The sequence below is a fragment of the Bradyrhizobium sp. STM 3557 genome (assembly GCF_045571465.1).
In the GTDB taxonomy this organism is placed as follows: Bacteria; Pseudomonadota; Alphaproteobacteria; order Rhizobiales; family Xanthobacteraceae; genus Bradyrhizobium.
Map to the genome: position 1 here is coordinate 1,428,987 of NZ_CP120697.1, position 12,990 is coordinate 1,441,976.

The following is a 12,990-nucleotide window of genomic DNA, read 5'->3' on the forward strand; positions in this document are numbered from 1 at the left end:
GATTCGACTGGCATATTGCTTTTTGCTCCGCATAGCGCGTTGGGGCGGCAGAGCACATCGAGAGAGCTGCCAGTGAAGCCAGAGAGTAGCTATTCATTTGCCGATACGCTTGCCCGCCTGCGGTCGAGTCTTGAAGCGAGAGGTTTCAGAATTTTCGCGATGATCGACCGACGGGCCGCGGCTCATTCGGTCGGATTGGAAATGCCGCCGACGACGGTCCTCAGTTATGGGCGCCCGGAAGGCGGCACTCCTCTAATGCAGGCAGCGCCTGATTTCGCGCTTGAGCTCCCGCTGCGGCTACTGGTTCGAGAGGGTGAGCATGGCAAAGTCTACGTGACCTTCAACCGGTCGGTCGAACTGCACGGAAAGCACGGGCTGCCCCCCGGGGATGGCAGGGAAACTCGCGCCGGCAGAGAAGATCATCACCAATGCCGTGGTCGGGACACCAATGACTGAGCGCGGCGGCGGTGGCTCAAAACCTGGGGCGACGTCCTGAACGACTAGCGAAGGAGAATGCCATGACGGTTCGTACGGCTCTCACTTGTGCCGCCCTTGCTTTGGTTCTCGGATCCGCGTCCGTGCCGAAGACCCAGGCCGAAACTGTAAAGCCTGGCCCTGCCGGGGCGGTTTCGAACCCCATTGAGGTATCAGGGGTAAAAGCTCCTGACAGCAAACTAGCGCGAGACGCAGCTGAGACCGTTCGCAAAGCCGAAGACGATTTGCTTTTTCAGCATTCCATGCGCGTTTACTACTGGGCGGCGTTGGCCGGAAAGCGGAAGGGCCTGACTTTCGATCCGGATCTTCTCTTCGTCGCGGCGATCTTCCATGACTACGGTCTGACCGGTGGGTATGGCGCTAGCCATTTGCGTTATGAAGTGGATGGCGCGAACGCCGCGCGTGCGTTCTTGCAGAGCGAAGGTGTTCCAGAGTCGGATCGCCAGAATGTCTGGCTTGCAATCGCGCTGCATACAACAAATGGGATTTCGCCGCATCTATACCCGATTGCAGCACTCCTCGCCGAAGCAGCCAACATGGACCTTGTCGGCGCCGGTTTCGATGATTTCACTGCGGAGCAGCGGAGTGCCGTCGAGGCAGCTTATCCGCGGCCGCCGCAATTCGCGGAAGGTTTCCTGCAGGCCCTGTACGATAGCCTCAAGCACCGCCCTGAGACGACCCAAGGCACGGGTCTGGCCGATGTAATGGCCTACAAGGATCCGAACTTCCGCCGGCGGGACTTTAGCAGTTTGATGCGGAAGTCGCGTTGGGTGACTGAACCATAATCGGCAGCAGCTTTGGTGGAGTTGGATGCTGACGGCCCCCGGCAGCCGTTTGCCGGAGAGCCAGACAGCGGACAATTAGGTCGCACGCAAGCTCCTGATCGAGGAGAGTTGTGGGTTGGGCGCCTTCGTCAGCAGCGACAACGGCGATTGGCTCGGCTGGCTCCGTGCTACTTGCGTTCGCTGAGACGACATGGGTCGAGCGCCGGCGGCTCGAAGCAGGATTGTCCAACGGTGCTTTGTCAGGAAACGACGTACCGCTGTCCTGATCCGCAGGGTGGTGTTTGTTGCCGGCTACCGGGCCCTTTTGGCCAAATAGGGCCAGGCAGCTGATCTCACCGCAGAGACCGGCAGCTACCCCATTCCCTCATGACAACAGGAGGCCGACATGAGCGATCCCCGCCCACCCATGACCTACGCAACCGGCGCGCCGGTCGCCGACAATCTCAATATCATGACCGCGGGACCGCGTGGTCCGGCGCTGCTGCAGGATATCTGGCTCATCGAGAAGATGGCCCATTTCGACCGCGAGGTGATCCCCGAACGGCGCATGCACGCGAAAGGATGGGGCGCCTACGGTAGCTTCGCGGTCACGCACGACATCAGTCGCTACACCAACGCGAAATCTTCTCGCAGATCGGCAAGAAGACGCCGATGTTCGCGCGCTTCTCGACCGTTGCCGGCGAGCGTGGTGCGGCCGATGCGAAACGCGACATCCGCGGCTTTGCGCTCAAATTCAATACGGAGGAGGGCAACTGGGACATTGTCGGCAACAACACGCCAATCTTCTTCTTCCGCGGCCCGCTGCGCTTCCCCGATCTCAACCACGCCATCAAACGCGATCCGCGCACCGGCCTGCGTTCGGCCGACAACAACTGGGACTTCTGGTCGCTGCTGCCCAAGGCGCTGCACCAGGTGACCATCGTCATGTCCAACCGCGGCGTCTCGAAGAGCTTCCGGCACATGCACGGCTTCGGCAGTCATACATTCTCGATGATCAACGCCGCGCCGATCGCGTCTGGGTCAAATTCCACTTCCATACGCAGCAGGCCATCCAGAATCTCAGCGATGGCGAGGCCGCCGCACTCGTCGCCAACGACCGCGAGAGCCATGGGCGCGATCTGCTCAATGCCGTTGAAAGCGGCAACTTCCCACGCTGGACGATGTTCATCCGGCGTGGCGCAGGCCGTGGGGCTCACGCCGACAGACGTCGCTGCCGAATAGCGGCGACCGCCTGTTCAACCAAAGCTGATCATCGTGGCGGTCGACGCCACCTCACTCTGATCCAACGAAGGAGATCATTCATGTCCGAGATCATCGCTGGCATCCGCGTGCCGGACAGCGCCATAGCCCGTGCCGCAACTCAGCTCGTGCGCGATGCCGACGACGATCTGCTGTACAACCACAGCCGCCGCGTGTTCTTTTGGGGAGCTCTCACCGGAGAGCGACGCAAGCTGAAATTCGATCCGGAATTGCTCTACCTCGCCGCCATGTTCCACGACGTGGGTCTCACTGAGAAACATTCCAGCCCCGACCAGCGCTTCGAGGTCGACGGCGCCAATGCCGCCCGCGAATTCATGAAGAGCTATGGCGTGGCGAGATATCGAGGACGTCTGGACCGCGATCGCACTGCATACGACGCCCGGAATCCCCGAGCACATGCGTCCAACGATCGCGCTGGTGACCGCCGGGGCGGAAATGGACGTGCTCGGCATGGCTTACCATAATTTCACGCACGAGCAGAGAAGCCTTGTCTGCGCTCATCGTCCGCGCGAGGAAAACTTCAAAGAGAACATTATCGATCATTTCGCCAACGGAATCATCAAGAAGCCGCAGACGGCGTTCGGGAACGTGAAGGCCGATGTCCTGGCGCTGAAGGACATGAATTATGTTCGTGGGAAGTTCTGCTCCAGCATTCTCGGCTCGGCGTTGTCGAGCTGAATGGCCTTGGCGCGATCGGCCTTTGGCTGGAAATGTCCTCGGGCAGTCGCGCCCGCGACGAGGCGCCCGCCGCTCTCGAGCGGGCGCGCTTGTGTTTGTGGGCCGTGCAATGAAAATGGCCGGCCGGAGTGATTTGCACCCCTGCATCATCGTGAGCAGCAAATGCTTGCTTCGACTGAAAACGATAGGTGCCTGTCTTCGGTGACGGCTCGCCCCTTCAGGCGGTGATGCAATCGGACCCTTACCGCTGTAACTCGATTTCGAGCTTCGCAATTGTTCTGTAGCGCTTCTGGCTCAGTAGTGTCCGGCGTTGAATTGCGAGGAGTCCAACCGTGCGCAAGTGCGTCTGCGGGGCAGCCCGTTCGGCGACCTATCTGCGATTGCCCGCCAACAACGGCTGGCTCGCCAGCGCAGCCACCGGGGTAAACCAGCAGGCGCCATTCTGCTGCGATTCTTCGCCCGCATCATTTGTCTGGGAGTAGCATGCAAAACATCGTTGGATTGCTGGCGTTAATCGCTATCGCCGCGTTATTGGCCTGGTCTGCTTTCCGCAGTTGGCATTCTGAAAGCGGCGTCATCAAATGGGGCGGCGCAGGTCTGTTGGCGGTTCTATCCGCCGTGGCACTGTCGGCCGGCACACTCACGTCGCTCGGGATGATCAAGCAGCACGGCCGCTCGGCCCCGATCCCGGACATCAAGGTCACGGCTACGCCCGAACTGCTTGCACGTGGCAAGGACATCGCCGACGGCCTCTGTGGTGCCTGCCATTCACATACCGGCACGCTCACCGGCGGCTACGATCTGGCCCTAGAACTCCAGTTTCCAATTGGATCATTCGTAGCTGCAAACCTGACTCCGGCCGGGCCATTGAAGCGTTGGTCTGATGGTCAGATCTTCCGCGCCATCCGTAACGGTGTTGACGCGGACGGCCGGTGGCTGACCATGATGTCTTACATCAGGGCCGGCCGGTTGAGTGATGAGGATATCAAGGCTGTAATCGCCTATATCCGCAGTATACCCCCGGCAGGGAATCCGACGCCGGATCCGCCCGATCACATGAACATGCTCGGCCTCATCATGCTTGGCGCCGGCATGTTGCCACCCGCCAAGCCGATTGTCCTGGGACATGTCTCCGGGCCGCTGAAGGGGCCGACCTCCCAGTTTGGCGAGTACATCCTGGCGTATCAAGACTGCCGCGAGTGCCACGGCGAGAACCTGACCGGCGGCGTACCCGGGCAGTTGGCCCCCCTCGGACCCGACCTGAATCTGGTGAAGGACTGGAAGCTCGCCGGCTTCATTGCAGCCATGCGCACCGGTATAGATCCCAACGGCCATCAAATCAGCGAACAAATGCCGTGGCGTTCGGTCGGAAAAATGGATGATGACGAGCTGGCTGCCATCTACCAGTATCTGGCGCATATGCCCAACTCGTAATGCGAGCCAGGTTTTCGAGCGGCAGCTTCCCGGTCATGCAACTCATCGTTTGCGCCGCGGCGCTCGAGAGCCGGGGGGCAGGTCGTGAATATTTGCGCCGCCGGCCGTACCGTGAGGATTCCAGGGCACGGACGTTGGGAGACACCAAACGGCTTTGATGCTTCTAGCTTCTGGCCGGCGCACAACGTCGAAGCTGTTTTTGGCGCGGACCTTCAACGCACGTCGTTAGAGCGCCAAGAGCTCGTCCCCATCATGATCCACCTCATCCTAACGATTGGATGAGGTATCGTAGGTTCGGCCTGGTGTGGGAAAAGGCGGGTAGCGCTCCAGTGACGCGCCCCCCCAACCGAATTCACGATCGCTTCTTCCGCGTTTAATGCCTCCCGGGCGGTAAGAATTTGGACGGCGCATGCGCCCCCGGAAAGATTGCATTTAGGTGATTCAGGCCTGCGCGCCTGACTTGATTGGCATCACCTTCTTGGCATCGAGCCAGTGGTCGATCCGGCCAGCCCAATGCTGCATCAGCTTCGTGCGCGGGCCGATCAGCGCAACGGTCCGTGCATCTTGTAGAGCCCTTCCACGGTCGAGTTGTCGTGATGCGCGAGCTGCAGCTCGACGACATCGCCATCCCATGCCTTGGTGTCCTTGATCTCTTCGTGGTGAGACAGGGTCGAAAAGGTGGTCCGGAATCCGTGGGCACAATGATTGGTCTTGGTGTCAATGCCAAGCAGCCGCAAGCGCTTGTTGAGCGTGTTGTTCGATAGCGGCGCGTCCTTCAGGAGAACGTGTAACGGCGATCGCCGGTCAGCTTTTGTACGCTATGCAGGATTGCGAGCGCCTGCCTTGAGAGAGGCACGACATGGTCCCAACCGGTCTTCATTTTGGCGGCTGGAATAGTCCAGCATTCGGCGTCCCAATCGACCTCGCTCCACTCCATTTCATTGACCATGCCGGGGCGGGGAATGGTCAACGCATCGAAGCGCAAGGCAAGGCCAACAACGTCACCAAACCTCGCTCTCGTGCACGGTGCGCTGATGAGCTCGAAGACGCGCGTCACCTCACGTGGTTCGGTGACGCCGGGACGCGGCGTCGAAATGTGGCAATCATCTGCCCATTCAGGTTGCGGAATGGATCGTAGCCGTCGCCTTCGACATCGGCATAGTCACAGATTTGCTCGCCGATGCTGCGCACGCGGTCGCGGGTTTCCAGCTTTCCCGCGGCTTTGTATGTACGCATGAAAGCGAGCACGTCCGGACGCTTGATGTCCTGCCTGCATAGCTTGCCGAAGCGATCCTTGACGTAGCCGACGCGCAGCTCAAGCACGTCGATCGTCTTGGGATCGCGCACCGCGACGATCCTGCCGCGTTTGACGTTCTCCACCTTCTTCTTCGCAAGCCACTCGTCGGCCCATTGCTCGAAAGGTCGGGCCGCCGCCTGCCTGTGCTTGTCGAGCTGCTTCTCGGCGCTCGGGTCTTTGCCTTCCTTGAGCAGGTCTTTGGCCTCGTCGCGCTCGCGCCGTGCGTCGGCGAGCGAGAACGTGCCGTCCTTGCTGTTGCCGTAAGGACCGATGGAGTAGGTTTTCTGGCGGCCGTGGAAGCGGTAGCCCATCCGCCAGAGCTTGGAGGCGGCGTTGCCGGGCCTGCTTTGGTCCGGCGTGTCGAAGAGATAGAGACCGCGGCCGGTCACGTCGGAAATCTTAGCGGGGCTCCATGCGCGATTGTCGAATTTGGGTCGGGCGACGCGGGAATCGACGTCGGTTCTGATTTGCTTGCGCTTGGCGCACGCGCCATCGCTCTTGCGGCCCATCTGCAAAATTCCCCCGTCCGGGATAGCGAAATTCGCCGTGAACGTTTGTTCTCCCGATACCAACAAAAGTACCAACAAATCGGACGGCTGGCGTCGGGCGAGAACAAACGGTGACGAATACCGATCTACGCGGAAGGACCGATTTTTCAAGGGTTTCCGAGCGTGACGCGGACGGTTGCGGACGCATTAGAACGGGCTTGAACAGGCTAGTTGGTGCCCCTGGCCTGAACCAGGTCGAACGCGCCTATGGTCCCAACCACGCGATTCTCGATAATTGCCACATCCGGATCGCGTTCTCCACTAATGACGAGCGCACCGCCAAGCGCGTATCGGACGCGCTTGGGACAGCAACCGAGATGCGCGCGATGAGGAATTATGCCGGGCCGTCGCCTCTCGCCACGGCTCGGCCATTTGATGGTGAGCCGCCACGAGACGTCGCGTCCGTCGCTAACACCATCATTCAAGTCTCTCCGAACGAGGCAATTGTGATGGTCTCCGGGCTGCATCCGAAGCGCGCCAGCAGGGTCGGTACTATGAAGACCTGCAATTCCAGCGCGCCGGATCTCGAAGCCATCATGTAACATGCCGATCGACCGGGCATTCCTCCGTCGGTCAAATTGCTTAACGCTCTCAAGAACAAGGTGCGTGACCAGAACGGCGGCATCCGCCGCGAGCCGGAGCTTCACCGATTTGTCGCCGACAATGGCGCGGGCGATGAGAGGACGCACGTGAGCTTTGCGCGTGCGTTTCGCCATTATCGAGCAGATCACTCATGACATTGCTGAACGCAGCCTCTATCAGGGGCGACGCTGGCCAATGGTAGCATCTGCGATGCTGCCGGTCATAGGGCCCCCCTGAGCTGTCGCGTTCGGCTTTGAGCTCAACGATCCCCTCGCGAAGAAGATCGTCTAGACCCCCTGCATGAGTAACCAACCTGCTTTGTTCCCTTTACCCCCGGGCGTCGGCGCCCGGCGACGGCCCGCTGCAGTGGTGCGGAAGCGGGGGCCGCGAACTCGGGCTCAAGACCGATCGGCCCCTGTTGGCTGAATAAGGACAAGGTCCGTGCAGACGGCGGCAGGAACTTCGGCCCTTGCCTAAGGGGTTACATCCGTAACCCAATTTTTCATGCGGCGCTTGCTCCTATGGCGCGCCTGCGCCGCATTACTTGCGTATTCAATATTGCTCTCGATCGAACACCTCAGATAGGGAAATAACTTCCGTGGCCGCACTTTTGCTTGGCGCCGGCACGAAAGCTGCGTGGCGTTGTTTTCGAGTGCAGATGATGATCTTTCTCTGCGCCTTGGCCGCGCCGAGTGAGGCGGATGACGCGGTATCGCAAACCGGATTGCAGGCGATCGAAGGCTCCTATCATCGGCTGATCAGCGCGCTGGAATCGGCTCGATCCGACGCGGCGGCCCGGCAGACGATCGCCAAGATGGCTCAGGACTTCCGTGATGCGCTCAAGCGCGACGGCGGCGCGCGGCCGAGCCTTGAGGGGGATGCGACGAACATCATCAAATCGCTCAGCGATGGGACGTTCAGCGCCGAGCGCAGCGTGCAGGCACTGCGGCGGGACGCCAAAGGCAGCGTCATCGATTTTGGATCCTGGCGACCGGCTTTGGGCGGCACCGCGATTCCCGGCGATATCGGCACACATTTGAACCAGACGCACGAGGGCGACTGCGTCGGCGTCTCGGTCCTGAAGGCGTTCTCGACGACGCGCGCCGGCGCTGAACTTCTGCATGGTATGGTGACGCGGGATAACGATGGTAACCATAATGTCAGCCTGCCCGGCGACCCGTCGACCCTGTATCGCCTCGCGGCAGGCGATCTCGACCAATACGGCACAGGCGAGCCTGCCGCCGCCGCAGTTGTCGGCGCGCTTTACCGCTATTTTCATCTCGATCCGAAACACGCCTCGCTACCGACGAATAAGGTGATGGAACTGCTGGCCGGGCGCTTCGGCGATCATGCCCGGCTGGCCGATGCGGAAACCTCGCCTGCCGGATTAACCGATTTCCTGATGAAGCACGCCAACCGCGTTGGCGTCGACGTCGCGATGGTGTTCGGCGGCAAGCCGGGGCCGAAAGGCGAATGGTCGAAAGGTGACGGCCACGCCTTTGCGGTGCTCCACATCAATGCCGCCACCGGCACGCTCACTTATACCAATCCCTGGGACCAAGCCCGTCAGACCCGCACGATTGCCATCGCTGATCTTGCACGGCAAGCCGCCGGCACGTCGGCCGATTTCGAAACCATTACATTCCGGTAGCCTCACTGCATCGACCCGCGAACGTCTGCGCTGATGCAGATGTTCGCAACAAATGGAACGCCGGGCTCGCGCGCAAGCTAACGAACCAGCGCGTCGGCCGCATTGTAGAGCATGCGTCTGCTGCTCTCTCGGCGAAGCATTCAAATCTCAAGCTGGGCTTACGTCCAAACTACACCCCGATCCTACTGCTCTTGATCGCGAAATCGGGTAAGCTTCCGATAATGGCCGCCATGCGCAGGAAGTGACGCTTGCGGAAGGCATAGGACTAGTCCTGGGCTAGTCCTATGCCCAAGGCGGAAGTGGAAGTGATCACGTCCGAGCGGCGACGGCGGCATTGGTCACGGGCAGAGAAGGAGCGTATCGTCGCGGCGGCGCTGGAGCCGGGAGCGACGATCCTGGGCGTGGCGCGCGAGTTCGGTGCTCATTCGAGCCAGGGTTTTTGCTGGCGGTATGAGCTGTGCGGCAAGGTTGCCGCTCCGGCGTCTGGATTTGTGCGGACGGGGATTGCGGCAGCGCCTGAGACGGCAGCGCCATCGAGGGGGCGGCAGGTGATTGCCGACAACGGCGTCAGCGTAATGTGGCTGACGGCGGGCTTGTTCCACCAAATGATAGATGTGGCATCGTGGGGACTGTGCAGCCATCCATCATCACGCAGTATCAACTGTATCAGCGCTCCGGCCTTTGCGTAGGTCGCGAACGCGACCTTAGACTTCCTAACGCATGATGGGTACAGCTTGAAACTAATCGCCGTTGCTTAGCGACAGCGTTCACCTGGAGCGGTCCATCGCGCCGCAACTACCGGAAAGAGAGATGAACTTCCTCTAATTGAGTGGACACCTATAGTAGGCTCAGAGAGCCAGGAGGTGTCGAATGGAAGGTCGTCAACACCGTTCATTCTCGGACGATTATAAGCGTCAGGCGGTTGATCTCGTGATGTCCAGTGGTCGGTCGGTCACGTCGGTAGCCAAGGAACTCAATCTGTGCGATTCGGTGCTTCGGCGCTGGGTCGACCAGCATCGGTCGAAGCCGACGGCAGCGGCGCAGCGCTCCATTACGCAAGCGCCGCTGATGTCGGCGGATCAGGCCTCCGAGATCGCCGAGCTACGCCGGGAGAACGAACGGCTGCGTATGGAGCGCGGCATCTTAAAAAAGTCGATCGGGATCTTCGCAGGAACACGGACATGAGCTTCCGTTGCATCGAAGATCGCCGCAGCGACCACCCGGTACGGGTGATGTGCGAGGTGCGCCAGGTCTCGCCGGCCGGCTATTATGCTTGGCGTGCTATGACAACGCCCCGATGGAAAGAGTCTTCCATACTCTCAAGACAGAGCTCGTCCATCACCGTCACTACCAGACGCGCGACGAGGCGAAGCGAGATATCTTCGCTTACATCGAAGGCTTCTACAATCGGACCCGTCTCCATTCCGCAATCGGATAGGTCGCACCGATCGAGATGGAACAAAAAGCAGCTTAACCCTGTCTACTTATTTGAGGGAAGATCAAGGGGCTGGCTCAGGTCACGGGCCGAGCGCGGATGCTGCGCCCGATTATTTGAGGACGAGCTTCTCCTCGTAAGCTCGCCGTTCATTTGGAGACTGCCGCGGATACGGCCTCAACGACGACAACGTTCGCTCGATTTACTTGGTGCGCAACGAGTTCACATCGTCGGACTGTCCATAGGTGGGTGCATCGCTCAAACAATTCTAATATTGGCAGCCTCATCGCGTGGCGACGCTTACAATCGTCGACTCACATCCGAGGTCCTCGCATCTTTCGCCGGAGCAGCGGCAAAGGCCCCCCGCTTAGGAGGTCAATATTGCAAGCCGAATGACACGCGAAGGTGGAATTGGCTGAAAATGTTCGGAATCGGTGTCCACGCAACAGCTCGACAACTCTTTGTGGCCTTTGCGCTGAAGCTGAGCTTGAGTGGAGGTATGAGAGGGTACTCGAACAATTCGATCCGGCCAGGAGAGGACCTTGAGCACCATCAAACAGCCGTTCGATTCGATTGCCCCTAGCCCCATTTCTCACATGTTGAGGCGCATCGGGGCGCGAATCAGCGAAAGGTCTTTTGCGAGAAGGACTTTACGATGATTCAAGGAATGCCCCGATGCCGACAGAGTGTAGCGCAGAACGGTTTGATTTTGGAGTGGTGGAAGGCCGGGTTGTGGAAGCGGGCCACTTCCTGCGCACCAATGATCCGGCCACCGACTGCTGGTATTCGCACGACATCCCGGCGATCGCGGCTCGCAGGAGCCTGTCGCGGGCAGCGCCGTTTTTCGTTGATGCCGATGATGCACCCAATCCGGGCAGCTGGCCGAGCGGCGGATTGACCGTCGTCTCCTTTCCGAACAATCATCTGGTCTATGCACTGATTTGGTTCAACCTGGCCCTGCCGCTGGCAGTCGCGGGCGTGCAGCACCGGGTTCGGCACAAGCACTAGCTTCGTGCCTTCTGTAGGAACTCGGCCAAAACCACCGCATGATTATGGACCGGATCTCTCGCCGCATAGAGCAGCGTCGCCGTTTTTCGGCCGATCTGCTGTCGAAGCTCGGCCCCGGCAGGATTGCTCCTCAGCTCGCGAAGAGTGCATGTCCTGAACCCATTGAAGCCCTCAGGTCGATGGTCGAACCAGGTCCGGAGTGCGCAGCTTGGCGCGGCTTCCTTCGCCCAGAGGTCGATGGCCGCTTTCGCCTGGCAAGGCCGTGCGGCCAAAGGGCGGTCGATCAGGATGCGCTCGCCGTCGCCATCACTCGCATCCTGATAGATACGCTTGATACGCATCATCTCGAGTCCGCGGCGTTTTGGGAATGCTTGCGGGCCTGTGAAGATTATCTGTGTCGGCGTTCATGACATCCAAAGGGTCTTCTCAACTGTCCTGATATCGAGCTTCCGCTGCTACTTTCTCTCTCCGGTGGAAGGTGGAGTGGGACCGCAGCACTGCTCGAACTGGAACGCGCGACGGCGGCAGTGTCAGCGCGCGACGGAACGAAGCGCCGCGCGCTGCCGATTTTTGAGTTACAGCAGTCATCTGCCGGACGATTGCTGATGACTTCATGATAAAATCAACCACAATGCGCGCGGGATTGTGACCCGGTCCGCCGGGCTTCTTTCGTGTCGATCACTATCGGGGAATTCTCATGACATCACTTAAACTCATCGGCTTGGCTCTGGGCGCGTCATTCGCGCTCTCGACCGCAGCGCTGGCGGACGACCTCACCATCGCGGTGGCCGGCCCAATGACCGGCACCGAGGCCAATACTGGACGGCAGTTCAAGAACGGTGCCGAGCTGGCGGTCGCAGATATCAACAGGGCCGGCGGTGTGCTTGGCAAGAAGCTCGTGCTCGACGAACAGGACGATGGCTGCGATCCGAAGCAGGCGCGCTCGGTGGCCGAGAAGATCGCGAGCGCAGGCATCCCCTTCGTCGTTGGCCACTACTGCTCCTCGTCTTCGATCCCGGCCTCAGAGGTCTATGCCGAGGGCAACGTGCTAGAGATCACGCCGGGCTCGACCAATCCGACCTACACCGAGCGCAAGTTGTGGAACGTCGCCCGCGTCTGTGGTCGCGACGATCAGCAGGGCGCGGTCGCAGCCGCCTACATCGCGAAGCAATTCAAGGGCAAGAAAATCGCGATCCTCAACGACAAGACCACTTACGGCAAGGGTCTTGCCGACGAGACCAAGAAGGCGCTCAACAAGGCCGGCCTCACCGAGCAGCTCTATGAGGGCTACAACAAGGGCGACAAGGACTTCAACTCGATCGTCTCGCGGCTCAAGCGCGAGAACATCGATCTCGTCTATGTCGGCGGCTATCCCGCGGAAATCGGCCTGATTCAGCGTCAGTTACGCGACCAGGGCCTCAAGACCATCGTGATGGCCGGCGATGCGCTGGCCGACAAGGAATATGCCTCGATCACCGGTCAGGGGGGTGACGGTACACTCTTCACTTTCGGTCCGGATCCGCGCAAGAAGCCGGCCGCGGCCGCGGCCGTCGCGGAGTTCAAGGCAAAGAACATCGATCCGGAAGGCTACACGCTCTACACCTATGCCGCGATCCAGGTCTGGTCGCAGGCTGCGAAGAAGGCCGGCACCACCGACCCGAAGAAGGTGATGGACGCGATCAAGGCCGGTTCTTGGGACACGGTGATCGGCAAGATCGATTACGACAGCAAAGGCGATATCAAGCAGCTCGACTATGTCGTCTATAAGTGGGATGCCAAAGGCAACTACGCCGAGGTCATCGACTGAGCTGTTTCGG

General features: G+C 60.3%; 11 protein-coding genes and 5 pseudogenes. 12 read left to right on the plus strand and 4 right to left on the minus strand.

The window, feature by feature from the left end:
• Positions 1 to 72: 72 nt before the first annotated feature.
• The 5 genes and pseudogenes from P6U24_RS06375 (at position 73) to P6U24_RS06395 (ending at position 4,652) form a co-directional block, all read left to right on the plus strand.
• Complete coding sequence (locus tag P6U24_RS06375; RefSeq protein ID WP_407158320.1) at positions 73 to 456, plus strand: DUF302 domain-containing protein; 384 nt, start codon at positions 73 to 75, stop codon at positions 454 to 456.
• A gap of 62 nt (positions 457 to 518) precedes the next feature.
• Positions 519 to 1,280 carry an HD domain-containing protein gene (locus tag P6U24_RS06380; protein ID WP_407158321.1) on the plus strand — a complete coding sequence of 254 codons (762 nt, stop codon included), beginning with the start codon at positions 519 to 521 and terminating at the stop codon, positions 1,278 to 1,280.
• A 451-nt stretch (positions 1,281 to 1,731) separates the two neighbouring features.
• Positions 1,732 to 2,389 (plus strand): annotated as a pseudogene (locus tag P6U24_RS06385) (catalase); the annotation flags it as partial.
• Between the two features lie 192 nt (positions 2,390 to 2,581).
• A pseudogene (locus tag P6U24_RS06390) lies at positions 2,582 to 3,218 on the plus strand (HD domain-containing protein).
• A 483-nt stretch (positions 3,219 to 3,701) separates the two neighbouring features.
• Entirely contained in the window at positions 3,702 to 4,652 is a 951-nt protein-coding gene (locus P6U24_RS06395) for a c-type cytochrome (RefSeq protein ID WP_407158322.1), read from the plus strand.
• Positions 4,653 to 5,194: 542 nt separating this feature from the next.
• Here the strand turns inward: P6U24_RS06395 and P6U24_RS06400 are convergent.
• Genes P6U24_RS06400 through P6U24_RS06410 form a run of 3 tightly spaced genes read right to left on the minus strand, consistent with a single transcriptional unit; the run spans position 5,195 to position 6,458 of the window.
• Positions 5,195 to 5,389 (minus strand): hypothetical protein, encoded by a 195-nt coding sequence (locus tag P6U24_RS06400; protein ID WP_407158323.1) that lies wholly within the window; start codon positions 5,387 to 5,389, stop codon positions 5,195 to 5,197.
• Positions 5,390 to 5,427: 38 nt separating this feature from the next.
• Positions 5,428 to 5,709, minus strand: coding sequence for a tyrosine-type recombinase/integrase (locus tag P6U24_RS06405; protein ID WP_407158324.1), 282 nt, complete (start codon positions 5,707 to 5,709; stop codon positions 5,428 to 5,430).
• Positions 5,706 to 6,458: a tyrosine-type recombinase/integrase gene (locus P6U24_RS06410; protein ID WP_407158325.1), complete on the minus strand. Its 753-nt coding sequence runs from the start codon at positions 6,456 to 6,458 to the stop codon at positions 5,706 to 5,708. Before P6U24_RS06410 ends, P6U24_RS06405 begins: the two co-directional genes overlap by 4 nt.
• Before the next feature lie 215 nt (positions 6,459 to 6,673).
• On the opposite strand from P6U24_RS06410, the pseudogene P6U24_RS06415 reads away from it, so the two are divergent.
• The 6 genes and pseudogenes from P6U24_RS06415 to P6U24_RS06440 all read left to right on the plus strand — a co-directional run.
• Positions 6,674 to 7,011, plus strand: a pseudogene (locus P6U24_RS06415) (TraM recognition domain-containing protein); the annotation flags it as partial.
• 726 nt (positions 7,012 to 7,737) lie between these two features.
• Positions 7,738 to 8,730, plus strand: a complete 993-nt coding sequence (locus P6U24_RS06420; RefSeq protein WP_407158326.1) for a hypothetical protein — start codon at positions 7,738 to 7,740, stop codon at positions 8,728 to 8,730.
• Between the two features lie 284 nt (positions 8,731 to 9,014).
• Positions 9,015 to 9,419, plus strand: coding sequence for a transposase (locus P6U24_RS06425; protein ID WP_407158327.1), 405 nt, complete (start codon positions 9,015 to 9,017; stop codon positions 9,417 to 9,419).
• A gap of 181 nt (positions 9,420 to 9,600) precedes the next feature.
• Positions 9,601 to 9,915, plus strand: a complete 315-nt coding sequence (locus tag P6U24_RS06430; protein WP_407158328.1) for a transposase — start codon at positions 9,601 to 9,603, stop codon at positions 9,913 to 9,915.
• A gap of 94 nt (positions 9,916 to 10,009) precedes the next feature.
• Positions 10,010 to 10,168 (plus strand): annotated as a pseudogene (locus P6U24_RS06435) (IS3 family transposase); the annotation flags it as partial.
• 738 nt (positions 10,169 to 10,906) lie between these two features.
• Positions 10,907 to 11,173: pseudogene (locus tag P6U24_RS06440) on the plus strand (SURF1 family cytochrome oxidase biogenesis protein); the annotation flags it as partial.
• Here the strand turns inward: P6U24_RS06440 and P6U24_RS06445 are convergent.
• Positions 11,170 to 11,517 (minus strand): DUF488 domain-containing protein, encoded by a 348-nt coding sequence (locus tag P6U24_RS06445; RefSeq protein WP_407158329.1) that lies wholly within the window; start codon positions 11,515 to 11,517, stop codon positions 11,170 to 11,172. The pseudogene P6U24_RS06440 and the gene P6U24_RS06445 overlap by 4 nt on opposite strands.
• Before the next feature lie 353 nt (positions 11,518 to 11,870).
• On the opposite strand from P6U24_RS06445, the gene P6U24_RS06450 reads away from it, so the two are divergent.
• A complete protein-coding gene (locus P6U24_RS06450) occupies positions 11,871 to 12,980 on the plus strand; it encodes a branched-chain amino acid ABC transporter substrate-binding protein (protein ID WP_407158330.1) in 1,110 nt (369 codons plus the stop codon).
• The last annotated feature ends 10 nt before the right edge of the window (positions 12,981 to 12,990 follow it).